Genomic DNA, 20,961 nt, shown 5'->3' with positions numbered 1-20,961 from the left:
GCCTGTGGCTGTGAATCCGCTGCGAACCAGGCGGTATCTATTCGGTCGGGGGCTCACGCCCGGCCGGTGAGACGGCGCAACCGCCCGGTGCCCGGCACGCTCAGCCACACCACGAACGCCAGCAGTCCATCCAGCGTCAAGGCCAGCGCGGCCACCAGGATCGCGCCGACCAGCACCTTGTCGTAGCGGTAGAGGCTGATGCCGTCGAAGATGTAGCGGCCCAGCCCACCGAGATTCACGTAGGCGGCGATGGTCGCGGTGGCCACCACCTGCAGAGTGGCCGCGCGCAGCCCGCTCAGCAGTACCGGCAGCGAGTTGGGCAGTTCGACCTGCAACAGCACCCGGGATTCGCTCATCCCCATGGCCCGCGAGGCGTCCACCACGGTCGGATCCACATTGGCGATGCCCGCGTAGGTCCCGGCCAGCAGTGGCGGGATGCCGACGGTGAGCAGCGCGAGCAGCGGCGGCGTGAGACCCAGACCGAGCAACAGCACCACGAAGGTGAGCACGCCCAGCGTCGGCAGCGCGCGCATGGAGTTGGCGAAGCCGACGATGAGCGCCGACCCGCGTCGCGTGTGCCCGATGAGCAGCCCGATCGGCACCGCGATCACCGCCGACAGTGCCACCGCCAACAGGCTGTAGTAGAGGTGTTGCAGCAGCCGCATCCCGATTCCGGTGGGACCCGACCAGTTCGCGCCGTCGGTGAGGAAGTGCCAGGCGTCGATGAAAAGGCTCATGCCGCACGACCTTTCAGCCAGGGCGTCGCCAATCTGCCCAGCACGTACAGCAATCGGTCCACCACCAGCGCGAGCACCAGCACCACGATGATGCCCGCGATGATCTCGTCCGGATAGTCGCGCTGATACCCCTGCGTGAACAGCTTGCCCAGCCCGCCGACCCCGATCAGCGCGCCGACGGTCACCATCGAGATATTGGTGACCGCGACGACCCGCAGGTTGGCGACGAAAACCGGGAGGGCGAGCGGAAAGTCGACGGTGAGCACCCGCCGCAACGGCGTGTACCCGATGGCGTCGGCGGCGTCGAGGGTGTCGGCGGGCACCGAATCCAGCGCGGTCGGCACGGCTGTCACCAGCAGCGCCACCGAGTAGATGGTCAGCGCGATCACCACGTTCAGCTCGTCGATGACGCCGATGTTCAACAGCGGCGGCAGGATGACGAACAATGCCAGCGAGGGAATCGTGTACGCGATGCTGGCGGCGGTGGTGATGCCCCGGCGCAGCCAGCGCGCCCGATGCGCCAACGCCCCCACCGGAATCGCGATGAGCAAGCCCAGCAGCAGCGGTTCCAGGGCCAGCCGCATGTGGGTGCCCGCGTAACCGGCGATCTCGTGAAAGTTGTCGTTGAGATACCTCATCGGGATTCCTCGAAGAAGGCCCGGTTGCGTTCGGCGTCCTCGGCGGTGCGCTGATTGTGCAGTTGTTCGAGCACGTCGCGGGCGTAGATCGCACCCACCGCGGCACCGGAACCGTCCACGGCCACACCGATTTCGGCGGGGGAGGAGATGACGGAGTCGAGGGCCTGGCGCAGGTCGCCGCCCGGCGGGAAGAGGGACCCGCCGGCGGCCACGCTGTCGGCGAGGTCGTGTCCGGCGCGTACCCCTTCCACGCCGGTGGTGTCGATCCAGCCGATCGGCTTCTTGTCCGGGGTGATGACCAGTCGCCATTCGCCCAGCTCCAGACGGACTTCGGCGACCTGGTCCGGGGTGACCGTCGGAAGTTCGTGCAGTGGAACGGTTTCGGCGGTCCGGAAGGACAGCTCCCGGTAGCCGCGGTCACGACCCACGAATCCGGCCACGAAATCGGTGGCGGGCTGCGCGAGCACGGTCTGCGGCACATCGTATTGCTGCAGGTAGCCGCCGGGCCCGAAGACCGCGATGTGGTCGCCGAGCCGGATCGCCTCGTCGATGTCGTGGGTGACGAACACGATCGTCTTGTGCAGTTCGGCCTGCAGCCGCAGCATTTCGGCCTGCAGTTCGGTGCGCACCACCGGGTCGACCGCGCTGAACGGTTCGTCCATGAGCAGGATCGGCGGGTCGGCGGCCAGCGCCCGGGCCACGCCGACACGCTGCTGCTGCCCGCCGGAGAGCTGCGACGGATAGCGTTGCGCCAGACCGCGATCCAGGCCGACGCGCTCCATCACCTCCAGCGCTGCCTTGCGGGCCGCGGCGCGCGACTGCCCGCGCAGCACCGGCACGGTCGCGACATTGTCGACGACCGTCCGATGCGGCAGCAGTCCCGCGTTCTGGATCACATAGCCGATGCCGAGCCGCAGTTTGACCGGGTTGATGCGCGAAATATCGTGTCCGCCAATGGTGATGCCACCGGCGGACGGACTGATCATGCGGTTGATCATCCGCATCGAGGTGGTCTTGCCGCAGCCGGACGGCCCGACGAACACGGTGAACGACCCGGACTCGATGCGCAGGTCGAGGTGGTGGACGGCGGTGGTGCCGCCCGGATACGTCTTGCTGACGCCGTGGAATTCGATATCGGACACCGTGTTCCCCTCCGCTATGCGATCGGCTTGTCGAGCCCCTGCGCGGTCACCCACTGCTTGGCGGCCGCGGCGGGCTCGGTCTTGCTGCTACCGGACACGGCGGTGTTGAGCGAGATGAGTTCGGCCGTGGTGAGTTTCGCGGAGACGGCGTCGAGCACCTTGCTCAGCTTGTCGCTCTTCTTGCCGGCGTTGGAGAGCGGCACCACGTTCTGCGGCGGGAAGTTGTGCTTCGGGTCGGCCAGCACCACCAGGTTGTTCTGCGCGATGGCGGGCGAGGTGGTGAAGATGTCGGCCGCGGTGACCTGACCCTCGGTCAGCGCCTTCACGGTGGCGGGGCCGCCGCCGTCGGCGATCGGCACGAAGTTGGCCGTCGAGATGTCGAGGCCGTAGTTCTTCTTCAGACCCGGCAGGCCGCCCGGCCGCTCCGAGAACTCCGCGGGCGCGGCCAGTTTCACCTCGGCCGAATGCGAGGCCAGATCGGCGATGGTCTTCAGATTCCACTTGTCGGCGGTGGCCTTGGTGACCACGACCGCGTCGGAGTCCTCACCCGGGGCCGGGGTGCCGATGGCGAGCTGATCACCGAGCGCCTTGGTCAGCGCGGCGTTCACCTCGTCGGGCGAGGTGGCGGTGCTCGACTTGTCGAGGTACTGCAGCAGGTTGCCGGTGTAGTCCGGGATCAGGCTGATCGAGCAGTCCTTCAATGCGGGCACGTACGCCTCGCGGCTGCCGATGTTCAGCTTGCTGTCGATGCTGAACCCATTGGCGCGCAGCGCTTCCGCGTACACGTCGGCGACGGTCTCGGATTCCGGGAAGTTGGCCGAGCCGACGGTCAGCTTGGTGGTGTCGCCGCCGCAGCTGCCGCCACCGCCGCCGAGCGGATTGGACTTGCTGCCGCCGCAGGCGGACAGCGTCATGGCCGCGGCGAGTGCGACGGAGGCGGCGAGAATCCGGAATACGGTCCGGGAGATGCGCCTGCCGTCGGCGCGCGTGGTGATGAGCGAGTGCACTGTCGTCCTTCCGAGCGGGGTGCCTGCGGCGGGCGGGGCGAAACAAACCACCCCGAAACAGACCTAACTGTCCATATTGCCCGCTCTGTTCCGCGAACGTTGCCTACCTGGGGTCGGTTTCGCTATCTGGCGGATGCGGCCGAGTCATCCTCCCGGGCGCGCCGACCCTCCGGAAGCCCTGCGATCAGGCTGCGGCAGACTGTTGCGCGTGTCCGCCGCAACCGCTGCCCTAGTGCGCCGCCTGTCGCGTCCGCTGCTGGTCGTCGTGGTGGCCGCGGTCGCCGTCGCCTGCGGAAACCAGGAATCCGGGCCGGTACTGACCGTCGGCGCGGGCAACTCGCCGGAATCGATGATGGTCGCCGAACTCTATGCCGGGGCGCTGGCGCGGACGGGACTGCGCACGCAGACCAAGGAGCGCATGGGCGAGCGCAAAGATCTGCTCGCCGCGCTCGACTCCGACACCATCGCGCTGTTCGGCGATGTCAGCGGCGATCTGCTCACCGCGCTGGACGCCACCTCGACCGTCACCAAACCCGATGCCGTCAATCCGGCGCTGTCCAAGGCACTTCCGGAAGGTGTGGTCGACTCCGATCCCGCCGAGGGAACCGATCTACGCCCGACCGTGGTCGTCGCCGCCACCCGGATCGCGGAGTACCCGGCCTCGCTGAAGGATCTCGGGTCGCGCTGCGACGGCTTGACCGTCGGCATCACCACCGGTCCGCCGCTGGACGCGCTGCGCGCGCCCCTGGACCCCCAACGCGATGTGCTGGACCCGCTGCGCACCGTCTACCACTGCGATCTCGCCCACCCGGTGACCTTCACCAACGACACGGACCTGCGAAAGGCGCTCTCCGACGGTGAGATTCAACTCGCCGTGCTGGCCGGCCCGCCCGCCCTGCTGCCCGACGGCGGCGTGGACCTGTCCCCGCTCGCCGATCCGGACTACGCCTTCCGCGCCGCCCAGGTGCTGCCGGTCATGCGCAAGGCCGCGCTCAGCGACGAGCAGATCCGCAAACTCAATTACGTGGCGGGCGAACTCACCACCACCGATCTGGCCGACATGATCCACCAGATCCGCGATCAGGGCGCGATCCCGTCCGCGGTGGCCCGTGACTGGCTCGACGCCCACTCGTTGTAATCCGGCCACGTCAACCCGGCATGTCGAAAAGACGGGGCGCGTAGTCTGATTTGTCTCATGCCGTTCCCGTCAGCCAGGGAGGGCGAGGCATGTCGATTCGCATTCCGGTCTGCAAATCCGTTGCGCTGTGCGCACTTTCGCTGGCCTTGGTCGCCGGGTGCGGAGTGTCGGCGAAGGAACCCAAGACCGCTCACCCCACCGTGACCGCCGTCGCCGGGGATCCCGCGCTGACGCGGGCGGTCACCGACGTCTATCAACGCTTCTTCGACGGCGCGAGCTCCGCGGACCAGAAGATCGCGCTGCTCGAGGACGGGCAGAGCTTCGCCGACACCATTCGCGCCCAAGCGGATTCGGCCATCGCCAAGGGCACCAAGGCGGCCGTGTCGAGCGTGACGGCCGTGGGCACCGACCACGCCGACGTGGTGTTCACCATCTCCTTGAACGGCACGCCCGCCCTGCAGGATCAGCCGGGCAGCGCCGTGCTGATCGGTGGCGGCTGGAAGGTGGCGGCCGCGACCTTCTGCAACCTGCTCTCGCTCGAGACGCAGGGAAAGCCGCCCGCGCCGTGCGCCACCGGGTCGGTCACGCCGACAAGCTGAGCTGCGGGGAATCGCCATGCGCGCCACCGGAACCGCGCGCCGACCGGGCGTCGCGCTGATCACCGTCACCGCGGTGCTGTTCGTGACGTTCCTCGACACCACCGTCGTCAGCGTCACCCTCGGCGACATCCAGTCGAGCCTGCACGCGGGGGTGGTGTCACTGCAATGGGTGGTGAACGCCTACACGCTGGTGTTCGCGAGCCTCATGCTCACCGCCGGATCGCTGGGCGACCGGTGGGGCCGCAAGCGGGTGATGATCGCCGGGCTGGCGGTGTTCACCGCGGGCTCGGTGCTCTCGGCGCTCGCGCCGACGGTGGCGGTGCTGATCGCGGGGCGCGCCGTCATGGGGCTCGGGGCGGCGGCCTCGGAGCCGGGCACGCTCTCGGTCATCCGCCAGGTGTTCCCCGACCGCTCGGAACGCGCACGCGCACTGGGGGCTTGGGCGGCCGTCTCGGGATTGGCGCTGGCGTCGGGCCCGGTGCTCGGCGGGCTGCTGGTCGGGGTGGGCGGCTGGCGTTCGGTGTTCTGGTTCAACTTGGCGGTCGGCGTGCTGGTGCTGGCCGCCGCGCTGCGCTACGTGCCGGAATCCGCCGACCCGCAACCCGGTCCGGTCGATGTGGCCGGATTTCTCACCGGCTCCGCGTTTCTCGGTTGCGTGATCTACGCGGGCATCGCGGGGGAGGAGTCGGGTTACGGTGCGGCCGTGGTGATCACGCTGTTCGTGATCGGCGGGCTGGCCGGTGCGGCCTTCCTGGTGATCGAATCACGCGCCCGCAATCCCATGTTCGATTTCCGCTACCTGAAACGGCCGATGGTGCGCGGCGCGTTGATCGTGGCGTTCGCCGTCTACTTCGGCATCTTCTCGATCTTCTTCTTCACCGCGCTGTATCTGCAGGAGGTGGTGGGCTATTCGGGCTGGCGGACCGCGGCGGTGTTCGCGCCGATGGCCGTCGCCATCATCCTCGGCGCGCTCGCGGCGGGCTTCTGGGTGGCGCTGCGCGGTTCCCGCACACCCATGATCACCGGCTGCGTGCTGGGCGCGGCGGGAATCCTGCTGACCCGCGAAAATCTCGGCATCGCACCGGAATTCGGCACTTTGGCGTTGTCGTTGACGCTGGCCGGACTGGGCTTCGGCATCGCGGTCGTACCGCTGACCTCGGCGGTACTGTCGGGCGTCCCGGCCGAGCATTCCGGCATGGCCGCCGCCGCGACCAACACCATGCGTCAGGTCGGCGCGGTCGTGGGCGTGGCGGCCCTGGGCTCGCTGGTCAACTCGTTCCTGAACGCGGATCTCACCGACCGCCTCGACCAACTCGGCATCCCCGCCAACTTCCAATCCATCGTCATCGACGCCATCGAAACCGGCAAGGTCCCGGCCGGTGGCGACGCCGCCGCCTCCGCCGCCTACGGCCCGATCGTGAACAACGTCATCACCGCCACCTACGCCGCCTTCCACCGCGGACTCGAAGTGGCCCTGCTGGTTTCGGCGATCATGATCCTGGCCGCGGCGGCCGCCACCGCCGTCTCATCGCGCGGCGACCACTCCGGCTACGAGTACGAGACCTAACCGGGTTGTCCCTCACTGTCGGCCGGAGCGCCCAGCAGGGTCCGGGTGAGACCCGAAGCGGCCTCGTTCATTTCGGCCAGTGCGGCGCTGATGTCCGTGTCGTCCACGGTCACCGACTGTTCCTGCGGCCGTGCGGCGATGGCCCGCAGCGCCGCGCGCCGCAGCAGTTCCTTGATGAACGAGGCGGTCTGGCCCGCCGTGGCCGTCACGATCGGCCCGAGATCGGCGGTCACCGCCAATCCGCTGCTGTAGAGCGCCAGCAGCGCCGCGCGGCCGCGCGCGTCCGGGCGCGGGATCTCCACCGCCAGGTCGACGCGGCCGGGTCGATCGGCCAGTGCCGACTCGAGTTCGTCGGCGCGGTTGGTGGTGAGCAGGAAGGTGACGTCGGAGTCCCCGCCGATCCCGTCCATGGCGTCGAGCAGGCTGAACAGCAAGGGATTTCCGGTCGGACTGTAACTGCGATCCTTGGCGACCAGATCGACGTCCTCGACCACCACCACGCTCGGTTGCAGCCGCCGCGCCAGCGCCGCCGCGGCCGAGATCATCCGCATGGCGGTGCCGCTGATCACGATGACCGTGGTGTCGGGTAGCCGTCCCATGAGATAGCGGACCGTATGAGTCTTGCCGGTGCCGGGCGCGCCGTGCAGCAGCAGACCACGTTTCACGTGCTGCCCGGCCGCCAGCAGCCGGGCGCCGTGCTCGGCGATGCCGACGGTGTGGCGTTCGATCAGATCCAGCACGCCGTCCGGCAGCACCACGTCCGCCGCGTTCAAGTGCGGCCGGGGCAGGAAGGTGACCAGCTCGTTGCCGCGATACTCGCTGAGGCCGAACGACAGCACCTGACCCCGGTACACGTCGTGCTCGACCATCAGCGCCTCGATGCGCTCCCGGGCCACGGTGGCGGTGACCCGTTCCGCCGCAAGCACTGTCAGCTGGCAGGACTGGGTATTGCCGAAACGCATATCCGGTCCGCGCAGGCACAGCACGATGGGCGCGCCGTCGGGTGCGGTGGTGTTCACCAGCCCGAGCTTCACCGCCTCGATCGACTTCTCCGGTCCGACGGCGACCGCCGCGTAGTCGACCGTGCCGAGCTCGAACCAGCGATTGTGGCGGGCGTTGGTCAGCAGCCCGATGAAGTCGTCACCGGAGCGCTGTGCGCCCGCGATCCCGAACCAGTCGGGTTCGGAACCGCATTCGGCGACGTAGGCGTCCACGCCGCGCTGCACATTGGCGTGCTCCCAGCTCTGCCACTCCTGGGTGACGGCCGTGACCGCCGTCGGTTCCACCCCCAGATGTCCGAATACCTTTTCCACCAGCGGATTCACCTGGCCGTCGGCGGAAACGGCATCCGCCGTGGCCTTGATGATGCGTTGCAATTCCGCCGCGAACTCCCCGGCGTCGAAACCGTTACTCCCCATCCCGCCAAGCATCCTCGCCACGCATCTGTGCCGCAACGACTTCCGCTCGCTACCGTGGAGGATTCGGGGGCAGTTTCCATCTGCGGTACGGAACTGGATACGACTGTGAACTCATATGGTGGCGGGCATCTGGATGATTGGCCTTGGCCCACGGGGACTTTCATGGAGCGACTCAGCGCGCGGTCGCGGCATGATCTGCTGCAACTGGGCGCGCAGACCTACTGCCCGCCCGGCACGATCTTGATGCGGCAGGGTGATCCCGGGTCGATGGTGTATCTGCTGCGCTCGCGGGACCGGACGGTCTCGGCCTGCGTGAAGATCACCTCGTCGGACGGCAAGTTGTTCGCCATTCGGGTGAGCGGGGACGTGATCGGGGAACTCGGTGCGCTGGTGCCGGATTCGCGACGCTCGAATACCGCGACGGTGTGCACCGCCACCATCGCGCACCGGATTCCGGGCCCGGTGTTCATGAACTTCCTGGAGCAGCATCCGGGCGGCCTGCTCGCGCTGTGCCGTTCGCTCGCGGATCGGCTGGCCTGGTCGGATCAGCGCCGACTGGATTTCGGCGGGTGCCCGGTTCAGATGCGGCTGGCGCGGCTGCTGCTGGAGTTCGTCGAATCCTGGGGGCGCGGCACCGACGACGGCTGGGAGATCACCGTCCGGCTGTCCTACGAGGAGCTCGGCAGTCTGGTCGGGGCCGGGGTGGACGCGGTGGGATTGGCCATGAAGGAGCTGCGCACCGCCGATCTGGTGGCCCCGAGGAACCGGCACGTCATTGTAAGAAACCGCGAAAGTTTACGGCGATTCGCAGAATTGGATAAGTAACTCTTGAAAGCTCGCCGTGAAACCTGATTTTTCCGGCGCACTCGCATTCCGGTCGTGTCAGGCTCGAAATGTCTCCCCGCCATTGGGGTCTGGGGCAAAACCCTCGGGAGGTGTGACCGATGTCGGCACCCGAATTATCGTCCGGATGTGCAACGGTCGACGAGCTCTACCGCGAGCTGATCAGCACGCACAGTCCGCTGGCCGCGGCGTTCATCGCCCACGCCGCCACCGGGGAGTGGCCGCATCCGGTCCTCACTGTTGAAGTGCCGCAGCGAGATCGGCGTTCAACGCGAGGGCCGGCAGCGAGGCGACGAGCATGTCGACCAGTTCCTCCCGGGTGATCGGTTCCTCGCGCAGCCAGGTGAGGACCACCTCTTCGACGAAGGAGATCCAGCCGCGGATGGCCAGCGCCAGCCGCGGCCGGTCGGGGTCGTCGGCCGGGATCGGGGCCTCGGCGAGGATGCGTTCGGCGGTGGCCTGGCGGGCGTTCGCCACCATTTCCGCCATTTCGGGATTGGTGCTGACCGGGCCGCGCAGCAGCGCGTGGTAGGCGGCGCCGCTCTGGCTCACGTAGTCGATGTAGCGGTCGATGGAGTCGCGCAGCATCGAGTACAGATCCAGATTGCGATCGGGCGCGGTGCGTTCGAGGAAGTCCACGTTCGCCTGCTTCACGATGGCGAGCTGGAATTCCTGTTTGGAGGAGAAGTAGTGGAACAGCAGACCGCGCGAGATGCCGGCGCGGTCGGCGATCTCGGTGATGGAGATGTCTTCGAGATCGTGTTCGCGCAGCATCTCGACGCCGAGTGTGATGAGCTGCTGGCGGCGCTCGGCCGGGCTGAGGCGCACGCGCTTGCCGGAGGTGCCGGTATCCGGTCTGCTCACGCTGCGCTCCTTGGTCACGGGTCCACTTTACTGAACGCGAGTCAATACTGTTGACTCCCGCTCAATAAGACCCTAGTCTCGCATATATGAGTCGCAAGGTTACAGACAAAGCTGTCGGCAACCGGGAAGCCCGGCATGCGCACGTGATCATCGTCGGCAGCGGATTCTCCGGCCTGGGCCTGGCCATTCGCCTGAGCCAACAGGGCCGCACCGACTACCTCGTGCTGGAGCGCGGCAGCGATGTCGGCGGCACCTGGCGCGACAACACCTATCCGGGCGCGGCCTGCGACGTGCCCTCGCAGCTGTACTCGTACTCCTTCGCGCTCAACCCGGAGTGGTCGCGCTCGTTCTCCAAGCAGCCGGAGATCCAGCGCTACATCCAGGGCGTCGCCGACAAGTCCGGCGTGCGCGACCATCACATCTTCAATTGCGAGATGATCGGCGCGCAGTGGAATGCCGCGGACGCGCGCTGGGAGATCCAGACCAGTCAGGGCGCTTTCACCGCCGACATCCTGGTCTCCGCCGTCGGCGCGCTGTGCGAGCCCAACCTGCCGGATATCAAGGGCATCAACGACTTCCAGGGCGAGATCTTCCACTCCGCCCGCTGGAACCACGACTCCGATCTGACCGGCAAGCGCGTCGCCGTCATCGGCACCGGCGCCTCCGCCATCCAGATCGTTCCGGCCATCGCGCCGAAGGTCGCGCAGTTGGACGTCTACCAGCGCACCGCGCCCTGGCTGCTGCCGCGCGGCGACCGCGAGTACTTCGGCCCGGAGAAGTTCGCGCTCAAGCACGTTCCCGCACTGCGCGCGCTCTACCGCGCGGGCATCTACGCCGCCCGCGAGACCCAGGTCGTCGGCCTGGCCAAGTTCCCGCCCGCCATGCTCGCGCTCGAGGCCGTCGCCCGCGCCAAGCTGTTCGCCGAGGTCCGCGATCCCGCGCTGCGTAAGAAGGTCACCCCGAACTTCCGCATCGGCTGCAAGCGCATGCTCATCTCCAACGAGTACTACCCGGCGATCAGCCGCGACAATGTCGATGTCGTCACCGACGGCATCAAGGAGATCCGCGCCAACGCCGTCGTCACCAAGGACGGCACCGTGCGCGAGGTCGACGCCATCATCGTCGCCACCGGCTTCCACGTCACCGACTCGCCGGTCTACGACACCGTCTCCGGACGCGACGGCCGTACCCTGGCAGAGGTTTTCGACGCCATCGGCCAGCAGGGCTACAAGGGCTCGGCCATCCACAACTACCCCAACATGTTCTTCATGCTGGGCCCGAATGTGGGCCTGGGCCACACCTCGATGGTGTTCATGATCGAATCGCAGATCAACTACATCGCCGACGCCGTCGAGCAGATCGACAAGCTGGGCCTGCGCACCGTCGAGGTGCGCAAGGACGTGCAGGACGAGTTCAACGTCGAACTGCAGCGCAAGCTGCAGGGCGCGGTGTGGAGCACCGGCGGCTGCGCCTCCTGGTACCTCGACAAGCACGGCAACAACACCACGCTGTGGCCGGACTTCACCTTCCGGTTCCGCGGCCTGCTCGAGAACTTCGACGTCTCGGCCTACGAGACCACCAACGAGCCTGTCGCACAGGCTGTTTGAGCCCCCAACCTCCACGACAACCGAAAGCGGTAACCGTGAGCAACGATGCTTACTTCAAGGACAAGGTCTGTGTGATCACCGGTGCGGGCTCCGGCATCGGCCGCGCCCTGGCGGAGAACCTGGCCAAGCGCGGCGCGCACCTGGCACTGTCCGACATCGACGCCGAGGGCCTCGCCGAGACCGTCAAGCGCTGCGAGAAGTTCGGCGTGAAGATCAAGTCCGATCGCCTGAATGTCGCTGAGCGCGAGTCGGTTCTGCTGTACGCCGACGAGGTCAAGAAGCACTTCGGCAAGGTCAACCAGATCTACAACAACGCCGGTATCGCCCACCACGGCGACGTCGTCGACACCGCGTTCAAGGACATCGAACGCATCATGGACGTCGACTTCTGGGGTGTCGTCAACGGCACCAAGGCGTTCCTGCCGTACCTCATCGAATCCGGTGCGGGCCACGTCGTGAACATCTCCAGCCTCTTCGGCCTGATCGCCGTCCCCGGCCAGAGTGCCTACAACGCGGCCAAGTTCGCGGTGCGCGGCTTCACCGAGGCGCTGCGCCAGGAAATGCTGATGAGCGGCAAGCCGGTCAAGGTGACCTGCGTGCACCCCGGCGGCATCAAGACCGCCGTCGCCCGCAATGCCACCGTCTCCGAGGGGCTCGACCAGAAGAACCTGGCCGCGCTGTTCGACGCGAAGCTGGCCATGCACACCCCGGAGATGGCCGCGCAGACCATTACCGAGGGCGTCGCCAAGGGTCACGGCCGGGTGCTGATCGGCTGGGAGGCCAAGGCCCTCGACCTGTTCGTGCGCACCACCGCCTCGTACTACCAGCGGATCGCCGCCGTAGTGCAGAAGCGCATCCTGCCGTAAGACAACTGAAGGACACCCGGTCATGCCCGATGTGACACTGCCGCTGCCCGTCGTTCGCGCCGCCCTGAGCCCGATCTTCAAGATCATGCTCAATGCCCGGCTGCCGTTCAGTGTCCAACGGGCACTCATGGATTGGGGCGCGGTGGCACAGCGGCCGCCGCGCGGCACCCATGCCGAACAGATCCGGCTGGGTGGCCGCCCCGCCGAACGCGTGACCGTGGGTACGGTCTCGAACTCCGCCACCGTGCTGTACCTGCACGGTGGCGGCTACACGGTCGGCTCCCCGGTCACCCATCGCGCGCTCACCGGCTTCCTGGCGCGCGAAATCGGTTGCCCCATCCATGTTCCGGACTATCGACTGGCTCCCGAACACCCGTTCCCGGCGGCCCTGGACGACGCCGAGGCGGCCTTCCTCGAACTCGTCGCCTCCGGGTACAAGCCCGAACGCATTGCGGTGGCCGGGGATTCGGCCGGCGGTGGGCTCTCGCTCGCGCTGGCCGAGCGGCTGCGCGACCGGCACGGTTTCGTCCCGGCCGCGCTCGGGCTGATCGCGCCGTGGGGCGACCCCAACGAGGTGCCCGAGCGAGACCGCGATCTGGTCATCAACAAGCCGTGGTCGCGGGCCTGCGCCGCCGCCTACCTCGGCGGGGGCGACGGCTCCGACACCGGTTACGCGCCGCTGCTGGGCGACCTGCACGGGCTGCCGCCCACGTATGTCCAGGCCGACGTGGACGAGTTGCTGCACGACCAGTGCACCCGGTTGGTCGCGGGCCTGAGATCGGCCGGTGTACCGGTCGAGTTCACCGAGACCGAGGGCCTGTGGCATGTCTCGCAGCTGCAGGCGAGCCTGGTCGCTCCCGCGGCCCGGGTCACCACCGAACTCGGGCAATTCCTCCGGCAGGCGCTGCGACCGGCGCAAAGCAGGTCAATAGGATAGGGACAGAACACAACGCGGGGCCCGTTCGAGAACAGGTTCGGACGGTCCGCGGGGAGTTACCTGCGAGCGTGGCGTAAATTACCCGCCAGTAAACCCACTGTGGAAGGGCAGCGATGCGAGAGTTCGAAGTCCCGGCTACCTACACCATCCCGGAAAACTCCAATATGTCGGACGGCGCGTTCCGGCACGCGGAGCAGACGCCGAATCTGGTCGTCTTCAACACCCCGGACGGCAAGGGCGGCTGGAACGACGTCACGGCGACCCAATTCGCCAAGGCCGTGACCGATGTGGCGAAGGGACTCGTCGCCTCCGGCATCGAACTCGGTGACCGCGTCGCCATCATGGCCGCCACCAGCTACGAGTGGGTGGTGCTGGACTTCGCCATCTGGGCTGCCGGTGGCTGCACCGTCGCCATCTTCGACAGCTCGGCCGCCGAGCAGATCCGTTGGATCCTGTCGGACTCCGGCACCAAGCTGATCGTCGTCCAGAACGACAAGCACCGGGCCGCCGTCGCGGAAATCGAAGGCGGACTGGGCGATCTGAAGGAAACCCTGCAGATCGACAAGGGTGCCATCGCCGACCTCGTCGCCCGCGGCAAAGACCTCGACGACAGCGTCGTGCACGAGCGCCGCGCCCAGGTGAAGGCCGCCTCCCCGGCGACCCTCATCTACACCTCGGGCACCACCGGCCGCCCCAAGGGCGTCATGCTCTCGCACTCCAACCTCTACGCGGAGTCCGCCGCCGACCGCTCGGCCATGAGCGAATTCCTGCGGCCGGGCCGCAAGTCGCTGCTGTTCCTGCCGCTGGCCCACGTCTTCGCCCGCGCCGTCGCGCTGGCCGCGTTCGACGCCGGTGTCACCGTCGCGCACACCTCCGACTGGTCCACGCTGGTCGACCAGTTCGGGCAGTACAAGCCGAACTTCATCCTCTCGGTGCCGCGCGTATTCGAGAAGGTGTTCAACGGCGCGAAGCAGAAGGCGCACGACGGCGGCAAGGGCAAGATCTTCGACTACGCCACCGAGATCGCCATCCAGTACAGCCAGTCGCTGGAGAAGGGCGGCCCGAACATCGTGCTCAAGCTGCAGCACATGGTGTTCGACAAGCTGGTCTTCGGCAAGCTGCGCGAGGCCATGGGCGGCCAGTGCGAGTCGGCCGTTTCCGGTGGCGGACCGCTGGGTTCACGCCTGGGCCACTACTTCCGCGGCGCCGGCGTCACCATCTACGAGGGCTACGGCCTGACCGAGTCCACCGCGGCCGTCAGCGTCAACACCCCGCGCTTCATCAAGGTCGGCTCGGTCGGCCGCCCGCTGCCCGGACACGGCGCGAAGGTCGCCGAGGACGGCGAACTGCTGATCCGCGGACCGGTCGTCTTCGGCGGCTACTGGAACAACCCGGAAGCCAGCGCCGACGCCTTCGACGCCGACGGCTGGTTCAAGACCGGTGACCTCGGGGCCATCGACGACAGCGGCTTCATCTCCATCACCGGCCGCAAGAAGGAAATCCTGGTCACCGCGGGCGGCAAGAACGTCTCCCCGACCATGCTCGAGGACTCGCTGCGTCAGCACCCGCTGATCAGCCAGGTCATGGTGGTCGGCGACGGCGAGCCGTTCATCGGCGCGCTGGTCACCCTCGACCAGGACACCCTGCCGGGGTGGCTGGAGCGCAACGGGATCGGGGCCGACACCCCGATCGAGCACGTCATCGACAACCCGGCCCTGGTCGCGGAGATCAATGACGCGGTCGCGGCCACCAACAAGCTGGTCTCGCACGCCGAGGCGATCAAGAAGGTGCGCATCCTGCCGGTCGACTGGACCGAAGAGGGCGGCGAACTGACGCCGAAGCTGTCGCTCAAGCGTGCGGTCGTCATGAAGAAGTACGCGGCCGACGTGGACGCGATCTACAACTCCTGACAGCAGAAGCTTTGGGGCTCACGGGTTTTCCCGTGGGCCCCTTCGCTGTTTCCGGGCGAAAAAGCCTGGTGGATAACGAATCTTCGTGATGTGGCGGGGTGGTGTTTACCGGAATCGTGGAAGTCGAGAGAGGAAGTAGGATCCGAAAGACTAGTTGCGCAGAAACTAGTTGTCTGGATACTATTGCCGTCATACCGACCGAGGAGCCCGCGATGACCATCACCGCCCCAACCCCGACCCTCACTTCCGCCTCCCCGGCCGCGCCCGCCCGGCGCTGGCTCGGGCTGTCCGCGATCATCGGCGCGACGCTGATGAACATGCTCGACACCAATGTCGTGAACGTCGCGCTGCCGATGATCCGGCGCGATCTGGGCGGCAGCTACGCCACCATGCAGTGGATCGCCGCCGCCTACACGCTGGTGCTGGCGGTCGGGCTGCTGACCGGCGGCCGCCTCGGGGACATGTTCGGCCGCCGCCGCATGTTCCTCGGCGGCACAGTCGGATTCGTGCTCGCCTCGGTGGCCTGCTCGCTGGCCGCCTCGCCGGAAGCCCTGATCGGCGGGCGGATCGCGCAGGCCGCCGCGGCCGCCGTCATGGTGCCGCAATGCCTGGGGATGATCCGGGATCTGTTCCCCGACACCGCCGAACAGCCCAAGGCGTGGGCGGCATTCGGCACCACCCTGGGCGTGGCGAGCATTCTCGGGCCGATCGTCGCCGGCCTGCTGATCAAGGCAGATCTATTCGGCACCGACTGGCGTGCGATCTTCTGGATCAATGTGCCGCTCGGCCTCTTCGCGCTGATCGCGGGCATCGCCGCACTGCCCGAGCATTTGGGTGACCGCACCGGCGGACTCGACCTGATGGGCGTGATCCTGGCCGGTTCCGGTGTCGGCATGCTGGTCTACCCGCTCATGCAGGGCCGCGAACTCGGCTGGCCCACTTGGAGTCTGGCCATGCCGGTCGCCGCCGTCGCGATGCTCGCGGTGTTCGTCGCCCAGCAGCGGGCCCGGACCGCCGCCGGGCGGGTGCCGCTGGTGCGACTGAGCGTGTTCGGCCGCCGGTCCTACAGTGCCGGAGTGCTTTTCGAGACCGTGTTCTTCGTCGGCATCATCGGATTCTCGCTGGGCCTGGGCCTGATGCTGCAGCTCGGCTTCGGCTACAGCCCGATCGGCGCGAGCATCGCCATGGCGGCCTGGGCGCTCGGCTCCTTCTTCGGATCCGCCATCGGCGCCGAGGCGCCCAAGCTGGGACGCAAGGTGCTGCACCTGGGCGTCGGCGTCATGACCGTCGGACTGGCCGGGCTGTATGTGGTGCTGCGCGTGGTCGGCACCGGCCTGAACGCCTGGGAGATCGCCGGCCCGCTGCTGGTCGTCGGATTCGGCATGGGCATGGTGTTCGTCCCGATGTTCAGCATCATCATCGGCGAAATCCAGGACCACGAGGTCGGTTCCGCCTCGGGGTTGCTCGAATCCGTGCAGCAGCTGGCCGGTGCGCTCGGCGTCGCCGTGCTGGGCACCGTGTTCTTCGACCGGTTCACCCACTCCGGCGGCAGCCTCCGCGGCAATGCCCTGGCCGGAATGGAACAGGTCACGCTGGTCGGCATCGGGCTCGGCGTCCTGGCCTTCGGCCTGGCGTTCCTGCTGCCGCAGGCGGTCCGCGAGAACCACTGAGCCGCACGCTGTTCAGCGATGGGCCCCGCCTCGGCGGGGCCCATCGTCATGCGAGCGGTCGGGCTCTCAGGCGGGCAGCCGGTCGAGGAAATCGGCGATGAGCGGGGCGATTTCGGTGACGTGGGTTTCCAACGCGAAGTGGCCGGTGTCGAACAGGTGGAGTTCGGCGTCGGGGAGATCGGCCAGGTAGGCGTGCGCGCCCGACTCGGGGAAGAACATGTCGTTCGCGCCCCAGGCGATCAGGGCCGGGGGAGTGTACTTACGCAGCCAGGACTGCCATTCGGGATAGCGGGCCACATTGGACTTGTAGTCGAAGGCCAGGGCGACCTGGGCCTCCTTGCGGCCGGGCAAGTCGAGGTAGTGCTGATCCAGGGTCCAGGCATCGGGGTTCAATACGGTCGGATCGGGGACGCCGCCTTCGTACTGGCTGCGGGTGCCCTCGGGGGTGAGCAGGCCGCGCACCACGTCCTCGTCGCCCTCGTGATCGGCGCGCAGAGCCACGAAACCCTGTGCAGCCTCGGACAATCCGGCCTCGTAGGCATTGCCGTTCTGGACCACGAGACCCGAGATCCATTCCGGATGCCGGGTGGCCAGGCGCAGGCCGATGGGTGCGCCGAAGTCGAAGATGTACATGGCGAAGCGGGTCAGGCCCAGCTGCTGGACGAATCCCTCGGTGATGTCGGCCAACCGGTCGAAGGTGTAGTCGAAGTCGTCGGGCGCGACCGTATTTCCGAAGCCCGGGTAGTCGGGCGCGATCAGCCGGTAGTGGTCGCCGAGCGCGTCGATCAACCGGCGGAACTGGTGCGACGCGGTGGGAAAGCCGTGCAGCAGCAACAGGACCGGCGCGTCCGCGCGGGTGGGGACGGACTCGCGGTAGAAGACCTCCACGCCGTCGACGTCGATGCGGCGGTGCTGGACCAGGGGAAGTGCGCTCATATCTCCACATGCTTTCTGGCGGCGATGTTGCATTAGTTCTACGGCATGCACTTCTAATGTGTCAACCGGTAGGAGTAGCATTAGTCTCGTGGCTGATCTGGAACCGTTGATCGGTGAACCCCTCGCCCTGGACCTGGTGAACACCCGGCCCTCCGGCGGCGACCTGCTGGAAACCCCCGAGTCACTGGCGGATTGGCTACGACTCGAGGCCGACCGCCTGCCCGAACCACCCCCGCACCACCTCACCGCCGACGATCTGGCCGCCGTCCGCGCCGTGCGCGAACACACCACGGCCGCCGTCGATGCTCTACGCCACGGCCGTCGCCCGCCAGCCCCCGCTCTCGAGGGCTTGGTCGCCGCGCAGTCGGCCGCGCCCGCCATCCGCGTGCTGGACTGGGACGGTGACGGCGTCACCGAAAAGGTCGCCCGCATCGGTGCACCGGGCCCGCGCCTGGCCGCTCACCTGGCCGACGCGGCCGCCACCCTGCTCCGCGACCCGGCTGTCGGCCGCATCCGCGAATGCGGCGCCGAAGACTGTGTCATGCTCTTCCTTCCTGCCCACCCCCGCCGCCAGTGGTGTTCACCCGAGCGCTGCGGCAACCGCGTCCGGGTCGCCCGCTACTACCAGCGGCACAAGGCCACCGACTGATTCATCGCGCCGATGTGACTCACTCCGGCATGCCGAGCCGCTCGGGTGTGAAGCTCTCGGCCGCCAGTTCGCGAAAGCGCCTGGCGGCCAAGGAGAGATAGGCATCGGTGCGCCAGACCAGCTGCAGGGTGCGGCGGCAGTAGACATCGTCGAGATGCAGCCACGCGACCGGCGGACCGGCGTAGTAGCGTGCCATCGCCGGGAGCAGGCCGATGCCGAAACCCGTCGCGATCAGGCTGCGGACGGCCGAGGGTTCGTCGCCCTCGCAGACGATGTTCGGCCGCAGTCCGGCCCGGGTGAAGACGCGATCGAGCACGGTGCGCGACCAATAGTCGGGCGAGGTCGTGATGAACGGTTCGGCCGCCAACTCGGCGACCGCGACCCGCTCCCGGCCGGCCAGACGATGGCTCGGCGAAACGGCCAGCAGCACTTCCTCATCCAGCAGTTCCAGCCCGGCCAGACCGGGCGCGTCGAGCGGCAGCGACACCACCCCGAGGTCGATCTCGCCCGCGGCCAGCCGGGCCGAGATCTGCGCCGCGGTGCCCGAGAACAATCGCACGTGCACCTCGGGATGCGCCTGCAGGAAGTCCGCGAGCACGTGATGGACCACCTTCAGGTTCTCCGCGCCGATCGCGAGCGCGCCCCGCTCCAGCCCTGCCAGATCGTCGAGCTCCCGGCGGGCACCGTCAAGCTCGTCCAATGCGCGATCCACCCGGGCGAGGAACGCGGCCCCGAAGGCGTTGAGCCGCAGTCGCCGCCCGTGTCGATCGAACAGCGGCACCCCCAGTTCGGATTCGAGCCGGGTGATGGTCCGGCTCAACGACGGCTGCGCCACCCGCAGCTCCTCCGCCACCCGGGTGATGTTCTCGGTGCGGGCCACCATCCGGAAATAGCGCAGCTGTAGCAGATCCATGTTCATAACCTTAAAGGCATTGCCGTATAGCAATTTTGGTCGTGGCAGGTATGATCGGGCGGTCCTACCTTCAGGTTATGACCGCTGCACCAGTCTCCGCCCCACCCGAAACCGCAACCGCCGCAACCAATCCGTGGGTCACCCTGGTCGCGGTGACCGGCGGTCAGTTCCTGGCCGTGCTGTCCACCACCGTGATGAGCGTGGCGCTCCCGGCCATCGGCCGCGACCTGCACGCCGACGCCACCGCCGCCGAATGGATCGTGAACGCCTACGTCCTGGTGTACGCGAGCCTGTTGATGCTCAGCGGCGGGCTCGGCGATCGCTTCGGCCGCAAGGGCGTCTTCCTGCTCGGCATGCTGGCCTTCGCCCTCGGCGCACTCGTCGCGGGCCTGGCCCCGAACATCCCGATCCTGCTGGTGGGCCGCGTCATTCAAGGCATCGGTCCCGCGCTGCTGGTGCCCACCAGCCTCGCGGTGGTGCGGGCCGCCTTCCCCGATCCCCGCGAGCGCGCGGTCGCGATCGGGGCGTGGTCGACCTCGTCGGGTCTGGCGCTGGCGGTCGGACCCATCCTGGGCGGTCTCCTGGTCACCGGACTGGGCTGGCGCTGGGTGCTGCTGCTGAACGTGCCGCTGGTCGCGGTGTTCGCGACCGTGGCCGCGCTGATCGTGCCGCGGGTGCCGCGCACCCCGGCGGTCGGCCGATTCGACTGGCAGGGCGCGATATTGACCGCGACGGCCATTGCCTCGCTCTCCTTCGGGCTGATCGAGGGCAGGGCGCAGGGCTGGACCTCCGCGTCGATCCTGGGCGCGTTCGCGGTGGCCGTGATCGCCGCCGTCGCCTTCGTGAACTGGGAACGGCGGCACAGTGATCCGCTGGTGGACCTGGCCCTGTTCGGCAATCGCGCCTTCGCCGCCGCGAATCTGGCCGGTGCGGTGGCGTTCTTCGCCTTCGTCGGCCTGATCGTCTACCTGAGCGCGTATTTCCAGCAGGTGCAGGGACATTCGGCGATCCGCGCCGGAATCGACGTGTGCGCGGTCGGGGTCGCCTTCGCATTGGCCACCCCGATCTCCGGGCGGCTGGTCGGCCGCTACGGTCCGCGCCTGCCCATGGTCACCGGGCTCACCCTCGCCGGGCTCGCCATCACCGGCCTGCTGAGCGTGCGGACCGATACCGGCATCGGCTCCTTCTGGTGGATCCTGGCGGTCGGCGGCTTCGGCCTCGGACTGTGCCTGACCCCGATGACGGCGACCGCGCTGGCCGCCGCGCCCGCACACCGCGCCGGGATGGCCTCCTCGGTGCACAATGCGCTGCGGCAACTCGGCCAGGTGCTCGGGGTCGCGGTGCTGGGCACCCTGGTCTACGCCGGTTCGGTCCCGAGCATCGCGGGACTGCATCACGCCTTCCTGGTGGCCGGCGGCTCGCTGCTGGTCACCGCCGGGATCGCCGCGGCGGCGCTGAGAAGATCGCCGGGCGTCACGCTTCCGTAATTGTTCGACCGCTCCATGAGCCGACCCGCGCAG

Annotated in this window: 19 protein-coding genes; 11 read left to right on the top strand and 8 right to left on the bottom strand. The window is 68.0% G+C overall.

Going from position 1 to position 20,961, the window contains the following annotated elements:
- Positions 1 to 53 precede the first annotated feature (53 nt).
- From ACFXHA_RS30745 to ACFXHA_RS30730, 4 genes are read right to left on the bottom strand one after another with little or no spacing between them, the layout of a single operon-like run.
- Positions 54 to 737, bottom strand: coding sequence for an ABC transporter permease (locus ACFXHA_RS30745; RefSeq protein WP_379362470.1), 684 nt, complete (start codon positions 735 to 737; stop codon positions 54 to 56).
- Entirely contained in the window at positions 734 to 1,375 is a 642-nt protein-coding gene (locus ACFXHA_RS30740) for an ABC transporter permease (protein ID WP_379362469.1), read from the bottom strand. The genes ACFXHA_RS30745 and ACFXHA_RS30740 overlap by 4 nt, the downstream gene beginning before the upstream one ends.
- Positions 1,372 to 2,517: an ABC transporter ATP-binding protein gene (locus ACFXHA_RS30735; protein WP_379362468.1), complete on the bottom strand. Its 1,146-nt coding sequence runs from the start codon at positions 2,515 to 2,517 to the stop codon at positions 1,372 to 1,374. The genes ACFXHA_RS30740 and ACFXHA_RS30735 overlap by 4 nt, the downstream gene beginning before the upstream one ends.
- Positions 2,518 to 2,531: 14 nt before the next feature.
- Positions 2,532 to 3,431, bottom strand: coding sequence for an ABC transporter substrate-binding protein (locus ACFXHA_RS30730; RefSeq protein ID WP_379362696.1), 900 nt, complete (start codon positions 3,429 to 3,431; stop codon positions 2,532 to 2,534).
- Between the two features lie 301 nt (positions 3,432 to 3,732).
- Between ACFXHA_RS30730 and ACFXHA_RS30725 the strand changes: the two genes are divergently transcribed.
- From ACFXHA_RS30725 to ACFXHA_RS30715, 3 genes are all read left to right on the top strand, one after another.
- Entirely contained in the window at positions 3,733 to 4,662 is a 930-nt protein-coding gene (locus tag ACFXHA_RS30725; RefSeq protein ID WP_379362467.1) for a glycine betaine ABC transporter substrate-binding protein, read from the top strand.
- Between the two features lie 89 nt (positions 4,663 to 4,751).
- Positions 4,752 to 5,261: a hypothetical protein gene (locus ACFXHA_RS30720; protein ID WP_379362466.1), complete on the top strand. Its 510-nt coding sequence runs from the start codon at positions 4,752 to 4,754 to the stop codon at positions 5,259 to 5,261.
- A 16-nt stretch (positions 5,262 to 5,277) separates the two neighbouring features.
- Positions 5,278 to 6,828: an MFS transporter gene (locus tag ACFXHA_RS30715; protein WP_379362465.1), complete on the top strand. Its 1,551-nt coding sequence runs from the start codon at positions 5,278 to 5,280 to the stop codon at positions 6,826 to 6,828.
- On the opposite strand, the gene ACFXHA_RS30710 is transcribed toward ACFXHA_RS30715, so the two are convergent.
- Complete coding sequence (locus ACFXHA_RS30710) at positions 6,825 to 8,246, bottom strand: ATP-binding protein (protein WP_379362464.1); 1,422 nt, start codon at positions 8,244 to 8,246, stop codon at positions 6,825 to 6,827. The genes ACFXHA_RS30715 and ACFXHA_RS30710 overlap by 4 nt on opposite strands.
- A 162-nt stretch (positions 8,247 to 8,408) precedes the next feature.
- Here ACFXHA_RS30710 and ACFXHA_RS30705 point away from each other — a divergent pair, with 162 nt between their 5' ends.
- Positions 8,409 to 9,071, top strand: a complete 663-nt coding sequence (locus ACFXHA_RS30705; RefSeq protein ID WP_379362463.1) for a Crp/Fnr family transcriptional regulator — start codon at positions 8,409 to 8,411, stop codon at positions 9,069 to 9,071.
- Between the two features lie 252 nt (positions 9,072 to 9,323).
- On the opposite strand, the gene ACFXHA_RS30700 is transcribed toward ACFXHA_RS30705, so the two are convergent.
- Complete coding sequence (locus ACFXHA_RS30700) at positions 9,324 to 9,953, bottom strand: TetR/AcrR family transcriptional regulator (RefSeq protein ID WP_379362462.1); 630 nt, start codon at positions 9,951 to 9,953, stop codon at positions 9,324 to 9,326.
- 86 nt (positions 9,954 to 10,039) lie between these two features.
- On the opposite strand from ACFXHA_RS30700, the gene ACFXHA_RS30695 reads away from it, so the two are divergent.
- The 5 genes from ACFXHA_RS30695 to ACFXHA_RS30675 all read left to right on the top strand — a co-directional run bounded on the left by ACFXHA_RS30695 (position 10,040) and on the right by ACFXHA_RS30675 (position 16,943).
- Positions 10,040 to 11,560, top strand: a complete 1,521-nt coding sequence (locus tag ACFXHA_RS30695; protein ID WP_379362461.1) for a flavin-containing monooxygenase — start codon at positions 10,040 to 10,042, stop codon at positions 11,558 to 11,560.
- 35 nt (positions 11,561 to 11,595) lie between these two features.
- Entirely contained in the window at positions 11,596 to 12,426 is an 831-nt protein-coding gene (locus ACFXHA_RS30690) for an SDR family NAD(P)-dependent oxidoreductase (protein WP_379362460.1), read from the top strand.
- Positions 12,427 to 12,448: 22 nt separating this feature from the next.
- Positions 12,449 to 13,363 (top strand): alpha/beta hydrolase, encoded by a 915-nt coding sequence (locus ACFXHA_RS30685; RefSeq protein WP_379362459.1) that lies wholly within the window; start codon positions 12,449 to 12,451, stop codon positions 13,361 to 13,363.
- Positions 13,364 to 13,476: 113 nt separating this feature from the next.
- Positions 13,477 to 15,273, top strand: a complete 1,797-nt coding sequence (locus ACFXHA_RS30680; protein ID WP_379362458.1) for an AMP-dependent synthetase/ligase — start codon at positions 13,477 to 13,479, stop codon at positions 15,271 to 15,273.
- Positions 15,274 to 15,485: 212 nt separating this feature from the next.
- Positions 15,486 to 16,943 carry an MFS transporter gene (locus ACFXHA_RS30675; protein WP_379362457.1) on the top strand — a complete coding sequence of 486 codons (1,458 nt, stop codon included), beginning with the start codon at positions 15,486 to 15,488 and terminating at the stop codon, positions 16,941 to 16,943.
- Positions 16,944 to 17,009: 66 nt separating this feature from the next.
- Here the strand turns inward: ACFXHA_RS30675 and ACFXHA_RS30670 are convergent, their stop codons facing one another.
- Positions 17,010 to 17,879: an alpha/beta fold hydrolase gene (locus ACFXHA_RS30670; protein WP_379362456.1), complete on the bottom strand. Its 870-nt coding sequence runs from the start codon at positions 17,877 to 17,879 to the stop codon at positions 17,010 to 17,012.
- Between the two features lie 88 nt (positions 17,880 to 17,967).
- Between ACFXHA_RS30670 and ACFXHA_RS30665 the strand changes: the two genes are divergently transcribed.
- Positions 17,968 to 18,528: a CGNR zinc finger domain-containing protein gene (locus ACFXHA_RS30665; protein WP_379362455.1), complete on the top strand. Its 561-nt coding sequence runs from the start codon at positions 17,968 to 17,970 to the stop codon at positions 18,526 to 18,528.
- A gap of 19 nt (positions 18,529 to 18,547) precedes the next feature.
- On the opposite strand, the gene ACFXHA_RS30660 is transcribed toward ACFXHA_RS30665, so the two are convergent.
- The gene (locus ACFXHA_RS30660; RefSeq protein ID WP_379362454.1) at positions 18,548 to 19,441 is read right to left on the bottom strand and encodes a LysR family transcriptional regulator; all 894 of its coding nucleotides are present in this window, start codon (positions 19,439 to 19,441) and stop codon (positions 18,548 to 18,550) included.
- Between the two features lie 77 nt (positions 19,442 to 19,518).
- On the opposite strand from ACFXHA_RS30660, the gene ACFXHA_RS30655 reads away from it, so the two are divergent.
- Positions 19,519 to 20,928, top strand: coding sequence for a DHA2 family efflux MFS transporter permease subunit (locus ACFXHA_RS30655; RefSeq protein WP_379362453.1), 1,410 nt, complete (start codon positions 19,519 to 19,521; stop codon positions 20,926 to 20,928).
- The last annotated feature ends 33 nt before the right edge of the window (positions 20,929 to 20,961 follow it).

Origin of the sequence: Nocardia sp. NPDC059240, from assembly GCF_042753865.1 — a bacterium.
Taxonomy (GTDB): Bacteria; Actinomycetota; Actinomycetes; order Mycobacteriales; family Mycobacteriaceae; genus Nocardia.
The sequence above is the reverse complement of the archived record's forward strand: the minus strand, read 5'-3'. Positions and strand labels throughout refer to the sequence as shown.

Excerpts from the sequence above, each read along its gene's own strand:
- ACFXHA_RS30745 (WP_379362470.1), bottom strand. The coding sequence starts at position 737 with ATGAGCCTTTTCATCGACGCCTGGCACTTCCTCACCGACGGCGCGAAC.
- ACFXHA_RS30740 (WP_379362469.1), bottom strand. The coding sequence starts at position 1,375 with ATGAGGTATCTCAACGACAACTTTCACGAGATCGCCGGTTACGCGGGC.
- ACFXHA_RS30730 (WP_379362696.1), bottom strand. The coding sequence starts at position 3,431 with ATGACGCTGTCCGCCTGCGGCGGCAGCAAGTCCAATCCGCTCGGCGGC.
- ACFXHA_RS30720 (WP_379362466.1), top strand. The coding sequence starts at position 4,752 with ATGTCGATTCGCATTCCGGTCTGCAAATCCGTTGCGCTGTGCGCACTT.
- ACFXHA_RS30715 (WP_379362465.1), top strand. The coding sequence starts at position 5,278 with ATGCGCGCCACCGGAACCGCGCGCCGACCGGGCGTCGCGCTGATCACC.
- ACFXHA_RS30710 (WP_379362464.1), bottom strand. The coding sequence starts at position 8,246 with ATGGGGAGTAACGGTTTCGACGCCGGGGAGTTCGCGGCGGAATTGCAA.
- ACFXHA_RS30705 (WP_379362463.1), top strand. The coding sequence starts at position 8,409 with ATGGAGCGACTCAGCGCGCGGTCGCGGCATGATCTGCTGCAACTGGGC.
- ACFXHA_RS30695 (WP_379362461.1), top strand. The coding sequence starts at position 10,040 with ATGAGTCGCAAGGTTACAGACAAAGCTGTCGGCAACCGGGAAGCCCGG.
- ACFXHA_RS30685 (WP_379362459.1), top strand. The coding sequence starts at position 12,449 with ATGCCCGATGTGACACTGCCGCTGCCCGTCGTTCGCGCCGCCCTGAGC.
- ACFXHA_RS30680 (WP_379362458.1), top strand. The coding sequence starts at position 13,477 with ATGCGAGAGTTCGAAGTCCCGGCTACCTACACCATCCCGGAAAACTCC.
- ACFXHA_RS30675 (WP_379362457.1), top strand. The coding sequence starts at position 15,486 with ATGACCATCACCGCCCCAACCCCGACCCTCACTTCCGCCTCCCCGGCC.
- ACFXHA_RS30670 (WP_379362456.1), bottom strand. The coding sequence starts at position 17,879 with ATGAGCGCACTTCCCCTGGTCCAGCACCGCCGCATCGACGTCGACGGC.
- ACFXHA_RS30660 (WP_379362454.1), bottom strand. The coding sequence starts at position 19,441 with ATGGATCTGCTACAGCTGCGCTATTTCCGGATGGTGGCCCGCACCGAG.
- ACFXHA_RS30655 (WP_379362453.1), top strand. The coding sequence starts at position 19,519 with ATGACCGCTGCACCAGTCTCCGCCCCACCCGAAACCGCAACCGCCGCA.